General features: G+C 72.2%; 14 protein-coding genes. 6 read left to right on the forward strand and 8 right to left on the reverse strand.

The window, feature by feature from the left end; all coding sequences use genetic code 11:
• Together ACFPZN_RS00005 and ACFPZN_RS00010 are read right to left on the reverse strand one after the other, a co-directional pair.
• On the reverse strand, nucleotides 1–847 hold an 847-nt coding region (locus ACFPZN_RS00005), incomplete at its 3' end, for a GumC domain-containing protein (protein ID WP_378278750.1).
• Nucleotides 844–2013, reverse strand: coding sequence for a glycosyltransferase family 4 protein (locus tag ACFPZN_RS00010; RefSeq protein ID WP_378278752.1), 1170 nt, complete (start codon nucleotides 2011–2013; stop codon nucleotides 844–846). The genes ACFPZN_RS00005 and ACFPZN_RS00010, both read right to left, overlap by 4 nt.
• 171 nt (nucleotides 2014–2184) lie before the next feature.
• On the opposite strand from ACFPZN_RS00010, the gene ACFPZN_RS00015 reads away from it, so the two are divergent.
• Nucleotides 2185–3318: a DUF1972 domain-containing protein gene (locus ACFPZN_RS00015; RefSeq protein WP_378278754.1), complete on the forward strand. Its 1134-nt coding sequence runs from the start codon at nucleotides 2185–2187 to the stop codon at nucleotides 3316–3318.
• A gap of 68 nt (nucleotides 3319–3386) precedes the next feature.
• On the opposite strand, the gene ACFPZN_RS00020 is transcribed toward ACFPZN_RS00015, so the two are convergent.
• Together ACFPZN_RS00020 and ACFPZN_RS00025 are read right to left on the reverse strand one after the other, a co-directional pair.
• Nucleotides 3387–5015: a PQQ-binding-like beta-propeller repeat protein gene (locus ACFPZN_RS00020; RefSeq protein WP_378278756.1), complete on the reverse strand. Its 1629-nt coding sequence runs from the start codon at nucleotides 5013–5015 to the stop codon at nucleotides 3387–3389.
• Between the two features lie 216 nt (nucleotides 5016–5231).
• The gene (locus ACFPZN_RS00025) at nucleotides 5232–8492 is read right to left on the reverse strand and encodes a LamG-like jellyroll fold domain-containing protein (RefSeq protein WP_378278758.1); all 3261 of its coding nucleotides are present in this window, start codon (nucleotides 8490–8492) and stop codon (nucleotides 5232–5234) included.
• A 168-nt stretch (nucleotides 8493–8660) separates the two neighbouring features.
• Here ACFPZN_RS00025 and ACFPZN_RS00030 point away from each other — a divergent pair, with 168 nt between their 5' ends.
• From ACFPZN_RS00030 to ACFPZN_RS00045, 4 genes are all read left to right on the forward strand, one after another.
• Nucleotides 8661–9251, forward strand: coding sequence for a hypothetical protein (locus ACFPZN_RS00030; protein WP_378278760.1), 591 nt, complete (start codon nucleotides 8661–8663; stop codon nucleotides 9249–9251).
• Between the two features lie 34 nt (nucleotides 9252–9285).
• Complete coding sequence (locus tag ACFPZN_RS00035) at nucleotides 9286–11100, forward strand: right-handed parallel beta-helix repeat-containing protein (RefSeq protein WP_378278762.1); 1815 nt, start codon at nucleotides 9286–9288, stop codon at nucleotides 11098–11100.
• A 147-nt stretch (nucleotides 11101–11247) separates the two neighbouring features.
• Nucleotides 11248–12600, forward strand: a complete 1353-nt coding sequence (locus ACFPZN_RS00040) for an O-antigen ligase family protein (RefSeq protein ID WP_378278764.1) — start codon at nucleotides 11248–11250, stop codon at nucleotides 12598–12600.
• A 5-nt stretch (nucleotides 12601–12605) separates the two neighbouring features.
• Complete coding sequence (locus ACFPZN_RS00045) at nucleotides 12606–13193, forward strand: dTDP-4-dehydrorhamnose 3,5-epimerase family protein (RefSeq protein WP_378278765.1); 588 nt, start codon at nucleotides 12606–12608, stop codon at nucleotides 13191–13193.
• Here ACFPZN_RS00045 and ACFPZN_RS00050 read toward each other — a convergent pair.
• Complete coding sequence (locus ACFPZN_RS00050; RefSeq protein WP_378278767.1) at nucleotides 13175–13804, reverse strand: TetR/AcrR family transcriptional regulator; 630 nt, start codon at nucleotides 13802–13804, stop codon at nucleotides 13175–13177. The genes ACFPZN_RS00045 and ACFPZN_RS00050 overlap by 19 nt on opposite strands.
• 78 nt (nucleotides 13805–13882) lie before the next feature.
• Between ACFPZN_RS00050 and ACFPZN_RS00055 the strand changes: the two genes are divergently transcribed.
• Nucleotides 13883–14650, forward strand: coding sequence for an SDR family oxidoreductase (locus tag ACFPZN_RS00055; RefSeq protein WP_378278769.1), 768 nt, complete (start codon nucleotides 13883–13885; stop codon nucleotides 14648–14650).
• Here the strand turns inward: ACFPZN_RS00055 and rfbD are convergent, their stop codons facing one another.
• From rfbD to ACFPZN_RS00070, 3 genes are read right to left on the reverse strand one after another with little or no spacing between them, the layout of a single operon-like run.
• Nucleotides 14651–15493 carry a dTDP-4-dehydrorhamnose reductase gene (gene rfbD / locus ACFPZN_RS00060; protein WP_378278771.1) on the reverse strand — a complete coding sequence of 281 codons (843 nt, stop codon included), beginning with the start codon at nucleotides 15491–15493 and terminating at the stop codon, nucleotides 14651–14653.
• Complete coding sequence (gene rfbB / locus ACFPZN_RS00065) at nucleotides 15490–16470, reverse strand: dTDP-glucose 4,6-dehydratase (RefSeq protein ID WP_378278773.1); 981 nt, start codon at nucleotides 16468–16470, stop codon at nucleotides 15490–15492. The genes rfbD and rfbB overlap by 4 nt, the downstream gene beginning before the upstream one ends.
• Nucleotides 16467–17534: a glucose-1-phosphate thymidylyltransferase gene (locus ACFPZN_RS00070; protein WP_378278775.1), complete on the reverse strand. Its 1068-nt coding sequence runs from the start codon at nucleotides 17532–17534 to the stop codon at nucleotides 16467–16469. Before ACFPZN_RS00070 ends, rfbB begins: the two co-directional genes overlap by 4 nt.
• Nucleotides 17535–17719 lie beyond the last annotated feature (185 nt).

A 17719-nucleotide genomic window follows, 5' to 3' on the forward strand; every position in this document is an offset into this window, starting at 1 on the left:
CGCCGCCACCGCCGCCCGGCGGCCCGACGGGAGCGGCGGGCGCGGGCGGCGGGGCGAACCGGCGCCGGCCCGGCCCGGCGGCCCGCAGGAACGACACCACGCACGCCAGGATCACCCCGATCGCGGCGCCGATGGCGGCGTTGCGCGGCAGTTGGTTGGGCGAGGCGGCGGCCGGGTCGGCGGTGTCGACGAACTGCACGCCGTCGTTGGCGTTGGCGCGCGCCGACAGCACGCCGCTCTCCTGCGACTGGAGCTTGGCCAGGTTGGTGGTCATCAACCGGTAGGCGCGGCTGCCGGCCGTGGTCAGCTCCATCTGGTCGGTGATCTTCTTCATCGCGGCCTGCAGGTTGGCCAGCTGCTTGTCCAGGCGCTCGGTGTTGGTGCTGACCGTCACCTCCTGGTACGCCTGCACCACCGCGTTGGCGGCCATCGCCGCCTCCCGCATGTCGCCGCCGGTGGCCGTCACGATCACCACGCCGCCGTCGGGCTTGCTGGAGGTCTGCACGCGGCCGCGCAGCGCCTCCCCCGACATCGCCGGGCCGCCCTTCTCCTTGACGATCGCGGCGGCGCGGGCCAGCACCGGCGTCGACCCGGCGAACGCGGCCCGCTGCGCGGTGTAGGTGGCGTAGCCCTGCCCCGACACCACGCCCATGCGCAGCACGTTGTTGTTGTTGGTCGGGTCGGTGACCGCGAACCTGGCGGTGGCCTGCACGCTGCTGAACATCATCTGGGTGGCCCCGGCCGAGGCCACGACGGCCACCAGGACGATGAGGAGCGACATCAGCCGGAAGCGCCAGACGGCCTCGACGAGGCTGATCTCCGGCGTGGCGGGGGTCTGTGCTGTCATCGGGTGCTCGAAGTCCTCACGGGGGCGGCATCGGGGTCGGTGAGCGCGCGGACGGCCTCCCGCAGCTCCCGATGGTAACGGTCCTTTCCGAACCGCCGGGCGGCGTCCTCGCGGGCGCGCTCGGCCATCGCCAGGGCGCCGTCCCAGTCGTCCAGCAGACGGGCCAGGCCGTCGGCCAGCGCGGCCGGGTCGTCGGGGGTGACCAGCACGCCGTTCTCGCCGTCGGCGACGATCTCGGTCAGTCCCTGCGTGGCCGCGGCGACCACCGGCCGGCCGGCCAGCATCGCCTCGACCGCGACGTTACCGAACGGTTCGACCCGGGAGGGCACGATCGCCACGTCCGCCTCGGCGAAGGAGTCCCACACCGAGGACCGGAACCCGGCCAGCACCACGCCGCCGTCCCGCAGGGCGTCGCCGGCGAGCTCCCGCAGCTCCTCCTCGAACCACTCGTAGCCCGGGAAGACGCTGCCGACGAGCGTCAGCGTCGCATCGTACCCGCGCTCGCGCAGCAGCCCGGCCGCCTTCACGGCGACGTCGGAGCCCTTGCGCGGCGACAGCCGCCCGACCAGCGCGATCCGCACCGGCCCGGTCAGCTCCGAGCGCGGCTCGGTGACCGCGGGCGGCTCGTCGACCCCGTTGTAGACGATCTGCCCGCGCCGCCCGGCCCGGCCCAGCGCCGCGGCGCTGGCCCTGCTGTTGACCACGACGGTGCGGGCCAGCCGCAGCGGCGCGCTCAGCGCCGCCCGCACCGGCCCGGGCACGCCGTCCTCGGCCTCGTGCACGTGGCACAGCGCAGGGACGCGGGCGAGCCTGCCCGCGATCAGCCACACCGGAATCGTGACGGTGTTCACGTACAGCGCCTCGGCCCCGGTGCGGCGCAGCAGCCGCCGCATGGCCGGCAGGGCCCGCAGCGCCGCCGCCGCCAGCCGCACCAGGCCGAACGGCGACATGTACGCCTTCCGCAGCACCGGCACCGGAAGAATCTCGATCTCGGCCCCCGCGTCCCGCAGCGCCTGCGAGAGCGGGCCGTCGTCCGGCAGTGTCACCACCACCCTGCGGGCCGGCACCAGCGCCCGGACCGACTCCACCAGCATCCTGTCGGAGCCGTAGAGGTCGGGCGAAGGGTGCGCGAGCACCACCACCGGCCTCGGGTCTCGGTCGCCCAACTTCCCCCTCCTTCTGGCGATCCAGGCCCCCTGGATACCAGTTTCGCGCCATGCTCAGATTAACTCTGCTTTACCGTCAAGACGTCTGACACCGGCTTCGGTTAGCGGCGGCGACGAAAAAATACGGAATGGTATGCGAAGAGGAGGCGGAGGGTCACGGTGCGCATCGCCATGATTGGGACCCGGGGAGTGCCCGCGCGCTACGGCGGCTTCGAGACCGCGATCGACGAGATCGGCAGGCGGCTCGTGGAGGCCGGGCACGAGGTCACGGTGTACTGCCGCGGGGAACGGCATCCCGAGCGGGAGTATCTGGGGATGCGGCTGGTGCACCTGCCCGCGGTCCGGAGCAAGGTGGCCGAGACCCTGAGCCACACAGGTCTGTCGGTGACGCACGCCGCCTGGCGGCGCGTCACCCGCCGCGGCCCGGACGTGGCGCTGGTGTTCAACGCCGCGAACGCGCCGCTGCTGCCGGTGCTGCGGGCCATGCGCATCCCGGTGGCCACGCACGTCGACGGCCTGGAGTGGAAGCGCACCAAGTGGAGCGGGACGGGCCGCCGCTACTACCGCAGCGCCGAGAGCCTGGCGGTGCGCTGGTCGGACGCCCTGATCGCCGACGCCCGCGGCATCCAGGACTACTACACCGAGCGGTTCGGCGCCGACTCGGTCTTCATCGCCTACGGCGCCCCGATCCTGGCCGAGACCGACACCGCCAAGCTCGCCGAGGCCGGCTACAAGCCCGGCGAGTACCACCTGGTGGTGGCCCGGTTCGAGCCGGAGAACCACGTCCACCTGGCCGTCGAGGGCTACCGGCGCAGCGAGGCGACCCGCCCCCTGGTCGTGGTGGGCTCGGCGCCGTACGCCGACGAGTACACCAAGCAGGTGCAGGAGCTGGCGGGCGACGACCCGCGCATCCGCTTCCTGGGCGGCGTGTGGGACCAGGACCTCCTGGACGCCCTCTACGCGGGCGCGCTGACCTACCTGCACGGCCACTCGGTCGGCGGCACCAACCCCTCCCTGCTGCGCGCCATGGGCGCCGGGGCCTCGGTCGTCGCCTACGACGTCAACTTCAACCGCGAGGTCCTGGGCGAGGAGGCGGGCCGCTTCTTCGGCGACGCCGAGTCGCTGGCGTACCAGGTCGAGGTGGCCGAGGCCGACCCGGGCGCCGCCGCCGACCGCGGCACCGCCGCCCGCAAGCGGGCCGCCGAACGCTACGTGTGGGACGACGTCGCCACCGCCTACGAACGCCTCTGCGAGGACCTGAAGGCCCGCAGGCTCACCCGGAAGACCATCCGCCGGAAGACCTGACCACAACTGGACGGGAACGGGGAGGGCCCCGGTGATCGAGATCACCGGGGCCCTCGCGTCGTTCGGCATCACACGGAGTTGGAGGCGGCGCTGGTGATCGTCACGCCGAAGGGGTCCTTCACGCGGATGCGGTAGGTGTGCTTGCCCGCGGGGGCGGTGGTGTCGGTGAAGGTGGCGTTCGGCATGGTCCAGAAGTTGGAGTCGCGCTTGACCGTGCCGATCGGGGTGGTGCCGTTGTCCCGGAGGATCTCGTAGGTCAGGTTCTTGTTGTCCATGTCCCAGGTGGTCTTCCAGGAGATGGTCGTCTGCTTGGTGACGGCGTTCCTGGTGGCCTTGGGGGTGCCGAGGTCGGCCTTGATCGGGCCGGACTTGTTCGGCGCGACGTCCTTCACGCCGAACCGGACGAGGCCCTGCTGGTTGACGCCGTTGACGCGGGGGAACTCGCCGCCCATCGCGATGTACTGCGAGGTGCCGGTGACGGCCCAGGCGGCCTGGTACTGCTTGGTGAACGAGCCCATGGCCAGGGTCGGGTACCACTGCAGCAGCGACGGGATCGGCTGGTTGCGGTAGTTGCTGTTGGAGCCGGGGGCGGCCTTGTCCTTGCCGGTGGCGTAGCTGGTCTCGGCGAGGGCCCGGTGCCAGGTCTGCGGGGTGGTCTCGGGGAAGGCGCCCAGCGAGGAGCAGTCGTGGGCGTGCGAGACGCTGTAGATGGACTGGCCCTGGGCGAAGATGCCGTAGCTGGCGCCGTAGCAGTTGTCGAGCCAGACGAGCTCGCCGGTCTCGGCCTTGGCGGCGAAGCGGCCGTCGAACCAGTGGAAGCCCTCGCCGTTGGCGGTGCCGTACACGTTCTCGCCGGACACGGTCAGGTCGGTCACGTAGGAGAACTTGTCGCCCTGGCGGGTGGGGATCGGGCGGCTGCTCCAGGGGGCCAGCGCGCCGGTGGAGCCGTTGACGGCGCCGATGCCGACCTTGGCGGTGCCGTTCAGCTTCTGGAACTTGCCGCCGACCAGGACCCGGGAGCCGCTGATGGCCATCGCCATGACCTCGTCGTCGTCGGCGGTGGGCCGCCACTCGCTGAGCGCGCCGTCGGTCGCGCGGACGGAGGCCAGGCGGGTGCGGGACTTGCCGTTGACGTTGAAGAAGTTGCCGCCGATGAAGACCCAGTTGTTGGTGGCGGCGATGGCGCGGACCTTGTTGGACACCTTGGGAGCGAACCCGGCGACGAGCTTGCCGGTGGCGGTGTCGAACGCGGCGATGCGGCTGCGGGGCTGCCCGTCGACCTGGGTGAACTCGCCGCCGACGTACACCCGCTTGCCGTCGGGCGAGCGCACGATGCGCAGGCCCTGGCCGTTCAGCGAGTGGTTGAAGGTGGTGATGAGGTTCCCGGTCCTGATGTCGAAGGCCAGGATGTTGTTCCGGGTGACCTCCTTGGCGTTGCCGGCCGCGGTGCCCGGCGGGCGCGCCTTGGTGAAGTTCCCGGTCGCGTACACGGTGTTGCCCACCGTGGTCATGCTCCACACGACACCGTTGACCTGCCACGTCGGCAGCGCGTCGGCGCTGACGGTGGGCGGCGTCCCCTGCGGAGGCGCGGTGTCGGCGCCGGCGGGCACGACGGACGCGCCGATGAGTGCGGCGGACGCGGTCACGGCCAGCAGGCCGTTCCGTCCGGTCCGGCGCGGAAGCACTAGAGCTCTCACGAATCGGTTCCCCTGCTCATAAGCCTCCTGTGACCACAACGGCCACACTGGCCCGGAGATACTAATGCCTCGACCCATACCGCCCGCTGGCACCTTATGAAATCGTGACCGGTTCCGGAAACGTCCGGCGGTGTCGTTCTAGGTCAGCATGCTCTTTCCCGCAGGTGAAAAGAAAGCGCCCCGGGGATGACAACCCCGGGGCGCCTTCGCGCGTCGTCAATCGCCGGTTCGGGTCGCCAGGAAATCGTCGACCGAGATCACGAAGGGCGCGTTGGTGGCATTGCCCGCCAGGTAGGTGCGCAGGCCGACGCTGCCCGCGGCCTGCAGGCCCGCGGTGTCGTCGGTGCCGGTGAGCTGCCAGTCGGGTTCGGCGGCGCCGTCGGCCCACACCTTGGCCTTCAGGGTGGTGGGCGAGGTGCCGGTGACCTGCATGCGCAGCCGCAGCGCCTGGCCGGGCGCGTAGGTGAGCCCGGCGACGGTCTGCTCGGCGACGACGGCCGTCTCGACCTGGGCGGCGTCGGTGCGGCTGAGCTGGAGCGAGACCACGCCCGAGGGCCGGAACCGGATCCTGGCCCGGTACTCCCCCGCGCCGCTGACGCGCCGGCCGAGCGTCCAGAAGTAGACGCCGTTGCCGGTGCCCTCCTTGTCGCCGGCCACCTTGACGGTCACGTCGCTGCCGGTGGTGCTGACGTCGTTGAGGTACCCGCCGCCGCTGTTGGTGGTGGCGGGCAGCTGGACGCGGCCCGCGCCGCCGGAGACCGACAGGGCGCCGGCGTTGCCGAGGCCGGTCCAGGCGCCTCCGGTGTCGGCCGTGCCGAACCCGGACGCCACGGTGCGGCCGAACGCGTCGGACGCGAGGGTCTGCGAGGCGACCGTGACGGCATGGGTGACCTGGCCGGTCGCGCCGTCGTCGTCGGTGACGGTCAGCTTCACCGTGTACTCGCCGGCGGCGGCGTAGGTGTGCGAGGGGGTGGCGCCGGTGCCGGTCGAGCCGTCGCCGAAGTCCCAGGCGTGGCCCGCGACCGTCCCGTCGGCGTCGGACGACCCGGACGCGTCGAACGTGCACGCCAGCTGGTCGCACGCGGAGGTGAACGCGGCCGTGGGCGGCTGGTTGGGGGCGGTCGTGCCCGTTCCCACGCCGTGGTGCTCGGTGACCTCGGCGGCGCTGAGGGCGCGCGGGTAGACCGCGACCTCGTCCAGGGTGCCGTTGAGGTAGTCGCTGGTCGGCTTGTCCGGCCAGCCGCCGATGGCGTCGCCGCCGACGCGCCAGTAGCCGGTGTGGCCGCTGGCGCTCGTGGCGCTCGCGTCGGCCGCGACCTGCTGGCCGTCCACGTACAGCTTCAGGCCCGCGCCGGAGTCGAGGGTGCCGACGACGTGGTGCCACTGCCCGTCGTTGAGGCCGGTGCCGCTCCGGATCGTCTTGGCCGAGCCCGGGTAGACGCCGAAGACGACCCGGCCGTCGTTGGTCAGGTAGAGGTGGCGGTCGTAGGTGTTGCTGTTGCCGCTGTTGCGGTTGCCGTACCCGATGATCTTGCCGCCGGTGGTGCTGGTCGTCTTCACCCACGCCTCGACGCTGAGGTTCCCCGGGGTGGGCGCGGCGCCGCTGCTGGAGGTGCCGCTGGAGGTGCCGCTGAACCGCACCGCCTTGTCGGCGTCGCCGCTGATGGCGCCGGCCTGCCCGCGGGTGACGCCCGAGGCGAGGGTGAGGTCGTTGGCGCCGGCGTTGTCGTACGCGACGCCGCTGCTCTCACCGAGGCGCCAGTACGCGTCGGCGCCGTCCCCGGTGACGACCCCGCTGTACGGCCCGGACGTCCCGGCGCCGGGCGAGGCCGCGTTGGACGAGGCGCTGGTCACGGCGTTGCCGAAGGCGTCCTTCACCCGCACCTTGTAGGTGTGCGAGCTGCCGGGCTGCGCCGTGGTGTCGAACAGCGCGACCGTCGGCTGCCGCCAGAACGTGGACGCCTTCTGCGCGGTCCCGACGGGCTCGCCCGTGCCGTCGCGGAGCAGCTCGTAGGTGAGGTGCTCGTTGTCCTGGTCCCAGGTCGTCGTCAGCCGGACACGGACCTTGCCCCCGGGCACCGCCTGTGCCGTGGGCGTGCCCAGGTCGCCCTGCTCCGGACCCACCTGGTTGGGCGCCTTGTCCTTGACGGCGAACCGCACCAGGCCCTGCTGGTTGACGCCGTTGACCCGGGGGAACTCTCCGCCCATGGCGATGTAGTCGGCGTTGCCGGTGACGGCCCAGGCGGCCTGGTTCTGCCCGGTGAACGTGCCCATGGCCAGGGTCGGGAACCACTGCAGCAGGCTGGGGATGGGCTGGCCGTTGTAGTTGCTGCCCGCCCCCGGGGCCGCCTTGTCGGTCCCGGTCGGGTACGCGGTCTCCGCGAGCGCGCGGTGCCAGGTCTGCGGGCTGGTCTCGGGGAAGGCGCCCAGCGAGGAGCAGTCGTGCGCGTGCGAGACGCTGTAGACCGACTGCGCTTGGGCGAAGATGCCGTAGCTGGCGCCGTAGCAGTTGTCGAGCCACACCAGGTCGCCGGTCTCGGCCTTGGCGGCGAACCGGCCGTCGAACCAGTGCCACCCCTCGCCGTTGGCCGACGCGAACACGGTGTCGCCGGAGACGTGCAGGTCGGTGACGTAGGAGTAGTTGCTGCCCGACTTGGTCGGGATCGGGCGGCTGCTCCACGGCGCCAGCGCCCCCGACGAGGCGTCGATCGCGCCGATGCCGACCTTGGCGGTGGCGTTGAGCTGCTGGAACCGTCCGCCGACCAGCACCCGCGCGTTGCCGGGCGCCATCGCCATGGCGAAGACCTCGTCGTCGTCGGCGGTCGGCCGCCACGTGTTGATGTTGGCGCCGTCGGAGGCCCGCACCGCCGCCAGACGGGTGCGGGACGAGCCGTTGACGTTGAAGAAGTTCCCGCCGAAGTACACCGTCGAGTCGGTCGCGGCGATGCCCCGGACCTTGTTGGACACCGTCGGCTTGAAGTTCGGATCGAGCGCGCCGGTGGCGGTGGCGAACGCGGCGATCCGGCTGCGCGGCTGCCCGTCCACCTCGGTGAACTCGCCGCCCACGTACACCCGGTCACCGCTGGGGGACGCGACGACGCGCAGCCCCTGCCCGTTCAGCTCGTGGTCGAACGAGGTGACCAGGTCGCCGGTGGTGACGTCGAAGGCCAGGAGGTTCTTCCGGTCGACCTCCTGCGCGCTGCCGGCGGCGGTGCCCGGCGGGCGCGCCTTGGTGAAGTTGCCGGTCGCGTACACGGTGTTCCCGACCGTGGCCATGCTCCACACGACGCCGTTCACCTGCCAGGTCGGCAGCGGGTCGGCGCTCACGGTCGGCGGTGTGCCCGGCTGGGGCGCGGTGTCGGCCGCCGCCGGTCCGGCCGGTACCGCCGTCACTCCGAGCAGCGCCGTGCAGAGCGCGGTGACGGTCGCGGCGGCGGCCCGGCGAACGGGCGCGCGTGTGAAGGCGAGAACTCTCAACGTGCGATTCCCCCGACAAAAAGAGGCAACTGGTGAAACAAAACGCGATCAACGGGTTGAAGCGAAGATTAACCGACGCACTGTCTAAACTTGGTGGCCACTACCGGCGCGCGCGGTTCCCGCTGCCAGAGGCGCCGGCTCCCCCACCACGATCGAGGAGATATCCGCATGCCCCATCCGGGATCGCGCCCGTCCACGCTCACGCGTTCGGCGGGCCGCGGAACGGCGCTCGCGCTGGCGTTCGCGCTCGCGCTCACGGGCTGCTCGGGCGACGACAAGAAGGCGTCCGGGCCCAAGCCGCCGCCGCCCAGCGAGCAGCCGGAGGCGGAGGCGACCAGCGCGCCCGGGGCCCAGGCGTTCAGCGCCATGACGGGCCTGCGCAAGCCGGTGACCTACGACGACAAGGTGTCGGTCGCGATCACCGACATCAAGTACGTGAAGAACAAGAAGCTGGGGCCGGGCGAGATCACCGGCAAGACCCTCACCATCTTCACGCTGCGCTTCACCAACGGGTCCGGGCAGGCGCTCGACCTCAACAAGGTGCGGGTGGTGGCCCAGTACGGCAAGACCCGCGCCCAGGCGAGCCCGACATCTTACGCAAATCTCAACGACTTCTATGGCACGGTCGCGGCCGGCAGGCAGCGTTCGGCCTCCTACGCCTTCGACCTGCCCACCGCGGGGTACGGTTCGGTCGTGCTCAACGTCGCCTTCAGCGACAAGCACAAGACGGCGGTCTTCGCGGGTTCGCTCAAGCAATAGCGGTCCATGCAGCATCGGGGATAGGGAGCACCGCATGCCGTCACGAACGTCGCGCCGCACACTGGCCGCCGGCCTGGCGCTGCCGGCGGTCGCCGCCATGAGCCTGGTGGCCTGGCAACTGCCTCGGGGCGACGGGGAGGGGAAGCCCTCACCGGCGAGTGCGATGGGCCCGGCCGGGGCGGTCACCGTGGGCGCCGCCGCTTACAAGGTGCCCGGCGATGCCGTGGTCGTGTCCCCGTCCGGGGACGACGCGGCGCCCGGCACCGCCGCGCAGCCGCTGCGCACGGTCGCCAGGGCCATCGCCAAGTCGAGCAGCGGCAGCACGATCGTGCTGCGCGGGGGGACCTACCACGAGTCGGTGACCGTCCCGGCGAGCAAGCGGCTCACCCTCCAGGCGCACCCCGGCGAGGCCGTCTGGTTCGACGGGAGCGAGCCCGTCGAGGGGTGGCGGTCGCAGGGCGGCGCCTGGGTGAAGGACGGCTGGACGGCCAGGTTCGACTCCAGCCCCACCTACACCGCCGGGGCGCCCGCCAGCCGCGACCGGGACTTCCAGTTCGTCGACCCCGCGCACCCGATGGCCGCCCACCCCGACCAGGTCTGGATCGACGACGTCGCGCAGCGCCAGGTCGCCTCCCGTGCCCAGCTCCAGGCGAACACCTTCTATGTCGACGAGGCCGCCCGCAGGCTCTACCTCGGCTCCGACCCGAGCGGCCGGAAGGTGCGCGCCAGCACCCTGGACGAGGCCATCACGCTGCGCGGCGGCGGCTCGGCGCTGCGCGGCATCGGGGTGCGCCGCTACGCCACCTCGCTCCCCCAGCTCGGCAGCGTGAAGGTCGTCGGCGCGGACGTGACGCTGGAGAACGTGGCCGTCACCGACTCGGCCACCACCGGGCTCAGCGTGGTGGGGCCGCGCGCCACCGTCCGGCGCTTCACCGCGACCCGTAACGGCATGCTGGGCATCCACGGCAATCACGCCGACCGGCTGCGGATCGAGCTGGTCCGCGCCCACCGCAACAACCTCGAACGCTTCAAGCCGGCCCCGGTCTCCGGCGGCATCAAGATCACCCGGTCCCGGACGGTCGCGATCACCGGCAGCGTGCTGGCCGACAACCTCGGCAAGGGCGTGTGGCTGGACGAGTCCGTGCACGACGCGACCGTGACCGGCAACCGGATCGTCCAGAACACCAGCCACGGGATCGTGCTGGAGCTGAGCGCCAAGGCGGTCGTCGCGGGCAACCTGGTCCGCGGCAACGGCGGCGACGGCCTCCGGCTCAACGACACCTCGGACGTGGCGGTCTGGAACAACACGCTGACCGGAAACGGCCGCACCGTCCACCTCGTCCAGGACCTGCGCCGCCCCGACCAGCCCGGCACCCCCGGCCGCGACCCGCGCCGCCCCTTCCCCGACCCCGGCATGACGTGGCGGCTCGGCCAGATCACGCTCCGCAACAACGTCCTGGCCGACCCCCGCCCCGGCGCACCGTGCCTGCTGTGCGTCGAGGACCACTCGCACGAGCGCTCGGCCAGGGCGATGGACATCACCGCGAACGGCAACGTGTACGTTCGCTCCTCGCCCGGCTCGCCGCAGCGCCTGGTCCTGTGGTCACGTGGCGAGGGCGAGGCGGCCGCCTTCACCTCCCTCGCCGAGTTCCGGGCCGCGACCGGCCAGGAGCAGCGCGGCCTGGCCTATGACACCGACCACACGGTCGCCCCGGACGGCACCCTGGACCGCCCGACCGCCACGGCCGCCAACGCCAACGCCCTCCCCCTCCCCGCCGCAATCGCCACCAAGCTGGGCAAACCTTCAGGAACCCGCCACACAGGAGCCTGGCACCTCAAGACCGACTAATCTCTCCAGGGGTTCACCCCTTACCAGCCCCGCAACGACCGCAACGGCGACCGCGAAAAACTGTCCGGCCCGTAGCGGAGCGCCAGCGGAGTGGAGGGACGGGCGGGGGGCGTGGGGGGTCGCCCCCCACAATGAAAAGAGGTTTTCATGCTGCCGCGGCTGACGATCCTTCCGCGATGGCGTCCGCCTGTGGCGTCGGCCGGGTGGTGGGCCGTCGTGCTGCCGCTGGCGTTGATGCTGGCCAGCGACTACAAGCTGCGCAGCCGCGACGTCGACCAGGCCGTGGGCGGCAGCGCCGACCTCACCGTGCTGGTGGAGATCGCCGTGTACGGGTTCGCCGCGCTCTACCTCTACTACCGGTTCGGGCTGCGGCCCCCGACGCGGCCGACCACGGGGCTGCTGCTGGCGGCGTGGGCGTTCGCCGTGTACTGGGCGATGTCGGCGCTGTGGTCGCCGTTCATTTCGCTGGGGATCGTGCGCGGCGTGCAGTTGCTCATCACCATGTGCGTGGCGTACACGCTCGCGACGCGGGCCGAGCCGCGGGACCTGCACCGGCTGGCGCACGCCTTCATCGCGCTGGTGCTGGCGTCGGTGGCGATCGGCGTCGCGCATCCGTTCCCGCGCACCTCGCGCACCGAGGACCGCTTCAACTGGCTGTTCGTGCACCCGGTCACGGCGGGCGTCTATCTGGCGGTGGCGATCCTGCTGACCGTCAGCTACCTGATCCGCCGGGAGACGCCGCAGCACCGCCTGTGGCATCCGGTCGTGTACCTCGGGGCGCTGGCCGTCCTGTCCGGGGCGCTGATCGCCACCGGTACGCGCGGTGCCGCGGCCGGGTGCGCGGCGGGCATGCTGGCGCTGCTGGCCACGTCCCGCGGCCCCAAGGGGCGGGTGGACGTGGCCGTGCTGGGCATCGCCGTGGCGACGGTGGCGACGCTGGCGTTCTCCGACAAGATCCTCGCGTTCGTGGCGCGCGGTGAGACGGCCGAGAAGCTGGCCTCCCTGAACTCCCGCACGGAGCTGTGGACGCTGGCGATGCAGGCGTACCGGCAGGAGCCCATCTTCGGGCACGGGCTGGGGGCGTCCCGGGGCCTGTTCCTGGACGACATCGGCCTCGGCGGCGGGCACAACGCGTTCATCAACGCGATGGTCGACAACGGCGCGGTCGGCGCCGTGGTGTTCTGCTCGCTGCTGCTGACGCTCGGTTTCGTCGGGTTGCTGATGGCCCGGCACCGCTCGCTGCGCACGGACGCGGGCCTGCTGCTGGGCATCCTGGTGTTCTTCCTGGTGAACAGCATCACCACCGAGTATCTGGCGGCGCCCGCCAACGTCTCGGGGATCTGGCTGCTGCTCCTGGTCGCCTGGATGGAGGTGCTGCGCCGCCAGGGCGGCGATCCGGTGCCGTCGGACGCGCTCGGCGGCGGCGCGACCGCCGATGAGGACGGCGAGTTCCGGCCAGCCGGCGCCGGTCCCGAGCCCACGGATCGGGTCGTAGGCTAGCGCGCGTGGATCCCCTGACCATCGAAGGCGCCTACGCCTTCACACCCAGCGTGCACGGAGACGACCGAGGCTCGTTCCACGAGTGGTTCCGCCCGGACCTGCGGGACCTGACCGGCCATTCCTTCGGGGTGGCGCAGGCGAACTGCTCGGTGTCGGGCGCGGGGGCGCTGCGGGGCGTCCACTTCGCGGACGTGCCGCCGGGGCAGGCGAAGTACATCACGTGCGTGCGCGGCGCGATCCTGGACGTGGTGGTCGACATCCGCGTCGGGTCACCGACGTTCGGGCAGCACGAGGCGGTCCGGCTGGACGCGGGCAACCGCCGCTGCCTGTACATCGCCGAGGGCCTCGGGCACGCGTTCATGGCGCTGTCCGACGACACGATGGTCATCTACCTGTGCTCGACGCCGTACGCGCCCGAGCGCGAGCACGGGGTGCATCCGCTCGACCCGGACCTGGGGATCGTGTGGCCGGAGGGCGTCGAGCCCGTCCTGTCGGCCAAGGACGCGGCCGCGCCGTCGCTGGCGGAGGCGCAGAAGGCGGGCCTGCTGCCGGACTACCGCGAGTGCCTGGACTTCTACCGCCGCTCGTCCTGAGCCGGGGTGTTCTCCGGCGGCCAGACCCTGATGACGGCGGCGGCGACCGCCTCCAGTTCGGCCCGGGTGGCGCCGTCTCGGGCCTGCTGTGACAGGCCCTGGAGGACGGCCCCGCTGAGCTGGGCGAGCATGCGGGGGTCGGTGCCGGCGGGGAGGACGCCCGCGTCGACGTCGTCGGCGATCCTGCGTTCGAGGACGCGGACGTTGGCGTTGCGCAGGTCGCGCAGGTGCCGTTCGACCTCGGCGGACGCGGGTGTGCAGTTGGTGGCGGCGCTGATGATGAGGCAGCCGCGGGGGCGCGAGGGGTTGGTGTACTCGGCGGCGGCCGTCATCAGGATCCGCTCGACCGCGGCCCGCGCGGTGGGCTCGGCGGCGAGCGCGGGGGTCACGATGTCGCCGGGTCCGCCGCGGTAGGCGGTGACGACCTGCTCGAACAGCGCCCTCTTGTCGCCGAACGCGGCGTAGAGGCTGGGCGCGCCGATGCCCATGGCGCGGGTCAGGTCGGCGACCGAGGTCGCGTCGTAGCCGTGCTCCCAGAAGAGCCGGGTCGCCTGTTCCAGGGCCGCCTCCCGGTCGAAGGACCGGGGGCGGCCGCGCCTTTGCGATGCCATGCCCCGAATTTTATAACGCTCGCTAGTCAATGTGTTAGGGTCGATTTCTATAGCGAACACTAAAGAAAGGTGCGGCCGATGGGCGTGCTGGCGGGCAGGACGGCACTGGTGACCGGGGCGAGCCGCGGGATCGGGCGGGCGATCGCGCTGCGGCTGGCGGCCGACGGCGCCCGCGTGGGCGTGCACTACGGCACGAACCGGGACGCCGCCGTGCAGACCGTGGCGGCGATCGAGGAACGCGGCGGCGGGGCGTTCGCCCTCGGCACCGAGCTGGGCGTCCCCGGCGACGCACGGGCCCTGTGGGCCGCCTTCGACGAGCACGCCCCCGGCGGCCTGGACATCCTCGTCAACAACGCCGCGACGGGTCTCTACGGCCGCATAGGCGAGATCGGCGAGGACGACTTCGACCGCGCGTTCGCCGTCAACGCCAAGGCGCCGTTCTTCATCGTCCAGCAGGGCCTGGAACGGCTCCGCGACGGCGGCCGGATCATCAACGTCTCCTCCGGGGTGACCCGGATCGCCTCGCCCTCGACCATCGCCTACTCGATGACCAAGGGCGCCCTGGAGGTGCTGACCCACACCCTCGCGCAGGAGCTCGGCACGCGCGGGATCACCGTCAACACCGTCTCCCCCGGCATCGTCGACACCGAGATCAACACCTGGCTGGCCGACCCCGCCGCCCGGGCCGCCGCCGCCGGCTACTCCGCGTTCGACCGGCTCGGCGAGCCCGGCGACATCGCCGACGTGGTGGCGTTCCTGGCCGCCCCGGACGCCCGCTGGGTGACCGGGCAGAACATCGACGCCACCGGCGGCTCGTTCCTCGGGGCCGTCCTGCCCACCGGCTGATCAGGGGCGCAGCGACGGCCAGGCGGCGTGCAGGGCGTCCCGCCAGTCCCGCATCGGCTTCAGGCCGGCCTCGGCCCAGCGGTCGTGGCCCAGCACGCTGTAGGCGGGACGCGGCGCCGGACGCGTGAACTCGGCGCTGGTCACCGGCCGCACCCGGTCCGGGTCCAGGCCGAGCAGCGTGAAGATCTCGCGGGCCAGGCCGTACCAGGTGGTCCGGCCCGCGGCCGTGCCGTGGTAGACGCCGGGCGGGGCGCCGGAACCGGCCAGCGCGATGATCCGGTCGGCCAGGTCGCCGGTCCAGGTGGGCTGGCCGATCTGGTCGTCGACGACGCTCACCGTGTCGCGCTCGGCGGCCAGGCGCGTCATCGTCCGGACGAAGTTCGGGCCGTGCGCGCCGTACAACCACGCGGTCCGCACGATGAAGCAGGGGCCGCCCGCCCCGGCCGCGGCGCGCTCGCCCGCGAGCTTGGTACGGCCGTAGGCGTTGACCGGCGACGTCGGGGCGTCCTCGGGGTACGGGCGGTCGCCGCGCCCGTCGAAGACGTAGTCGGTGGAGATCTGGACGAGCGTCGCGCCCGCCTCGGCGCACGCCGCGGCCAGCGTCCCCACCGCCGTGCCGTTGACGGCCAGCGCGGCGCCCTCGTCGGTCTCGGCGGCGTCGACGGCCGTCCAGGCGGCGCAGTTGACGACCGTGGCGGGGCGATGGCGGCGCAGCGCGGCGCGCACCGCCGCCGGGTCGCACAGGTCCAGGCCGGCGCGGGTCAGGGCCACCGCGTCGCCGCCCAGGCGCGCCGCCAGGTCGGTGCCGAGCATCCCGCCGGCACCGGTGATCAGCCAGGTCACCGCGCGTCCTCGGCCCGCTTCTTGAGCGGCTCCCACCAGGCGCGGTTGTCCTCGTACCAGCGGACCGTCTCCGCCAGCCCCTCCTCGAACCCGATCAAGGGCGCGTAGCCGAGCGAGCGCAGCTTGGCGTCGTTGAGGGAGTAGCGGCGGTCGTGGCCCTTGCGGTCGGGCACCCGCTCCACCCTGTCCCAGCCGGCCCCGACCGCGTCCAGGAGACGCTCGGTGAGCTGCAGGTTCGTCAGCTCGGCGGTCCCGGCGATGTGGTAGATCCCGCCGGGCTCGCCGGACTCGGCGACCAGCTGGATACCGCGGCAGTGGTCGGCCACGTGGATCCAGTCGCGGATGTTGCCGCCGTCGCCGTACAGCGGCACGGGCCGCCCGTCCATCAGGTTGGTCGCGAACAGCGGGATGACCTTCTCCGGGTACTGGTACGGCCCGTAGTTGTTGCCGCAGCGGGTGATGCTGACCGGCAGGCCGTGCGTGCGCGCGTACGAGCGGGCGATCATGTCGCCGCCCGCCTTGGCCGCCGCGTAGGGCGAGTTGGGCGCCAGCGGCGACGACTCGTCCCAGGAGCCGACGTCGATGCTGCCGTACACCTCGTCGGTGGACACCTGGACGACGCGGGGCGTCCCGGCCTCCAGGCAGGCCCGCATCAGCGCCTGCACGCCCTGCACGTTGGTGCGGACGAACTCGCCGGCGCTGGCGATCGACCGGTCCACGTGCGACTCCGCCGCGAAGTTGATCACCACCTCGTGGCCGGGCACCACGTGCGCGAGCAGCTCGTCGTTGCAGATGTCGCCGTGCACGAAGGCGAAACCGCCCTCGACCGGCTCCAGATTGGCCAGGTTGCCCGCGTACGTCAGCCGGTCGAGCACCGTGACCTCGGCGCCCCGCCAGGCCGGGTACGCGCCCGCCAGCAGCTCCCGCACGTAGTGCGACCCGATGAAACCGGCACCGCCGGTGACCAGGACCCTCATTTGCTGATCTGCACTTTGCTGTGGTCCCCCAGAACGAGACGGTGGGCCTTGGGCACGCGGGGCGCCGGGGTCACCTCGGCCTCCCGGCCGATCAGCGAGCACTCGATCCGGCCGACCCCGTCGATGGAGGCGCCGCGCAGCACGATCGAGTACTCGATCTCGCTGTCGATCACCGAGCAGTCCCGGTCGATCGAGGTGAACGGGCCGACATAGGAGTCGCGGACCACCGAGCCCGCCCCGACGATCACCGGCCCGACGACCCGGGAGCCCGACACCGACGCGCCCGGCTCCACCACGACCCGGCCGATCAGCTCGCTGGCCCCGTCCACGCTCCCCTCCACAGAAGGTTCGACGCTTTCCAGGACGAGCCGGTTGACCTCCAGCATGTCGGTCACGTTCCCGGTGTCCTTCCAGTAGCCGGAGATCATGGTGGACTCCACCCGGCGACCGGAGTCGATCAGTCCCTGCACCGCGTCGGTGATCTCCAGCTCGTTCCGCCAGGACGGCTTGAGCCCGGCGACCACCTCGTGCACGTCCGGGCCGAACAGGTAGACCCCGACCAGCGCCAGATCGCTCTTGGGCTTCTCCGGCTTCTCCTCCAGGCCGATCACCCGGCCCGAGCCGTCCAGCTCGGCGACGCCGAACGCGCGCGGGTCCGACACCCGGGTCAGCATGATCTGCGCCGCGGGCCGCTCCCGCCGGAACCGCGCCACCAGGTCGTTGATGCCGCCGACGATGAAGTTGTCGCCCAGGTACATGACGAAGTCGTCGCCGCCGAGGAAGTCGCGGGCGATCAGGACCGCGTGCGCCAGCCCCAGCGGGGCCTCCTGCGGCAGGTAGGTCACCTCCAGCCCGAACCGCGAGCCGTCCCCGACCGCGCGCCGGATCTCCTTGGCGGTGTCGCCGACGACGATGCCGACCTCGCGGATCCCGGCGTCCCGGATCGCCTCCAGGCCGTAGAACAGCACCGGCTTGTTGGCCACCGGCACCAGCTGCTTGGCCGAGGTGTGGGTGATGGGACGCAGCCGCGACCCGGCCCCGCCCGCCAGCACGAGCGCCTTCACGCAGTGTCTCCGATACGGCCGTTGCGATACGGACGGGAGAAAACGGACAGGCTCAACGGCACTCCAGGAACTGGCGGGGAGAAGGGGGATGCCGGGAAGCGGCTCCTCATCGACATTACCGGCAGTCAAGGCCGGTACGACCACGAAAGCGCCTGGCCGGGACCGGCCCCGGACGCGCCGGGACC

The organism is Actinomadura rugatobispora, assembly GCF_042656285.1.
Lineage (GTDB): Bacteria > Actinomycetota > Actinomycetes > Streptosporangiales > Streptosporangiaceae > Spirillospora > Spirillospora rugatobispora.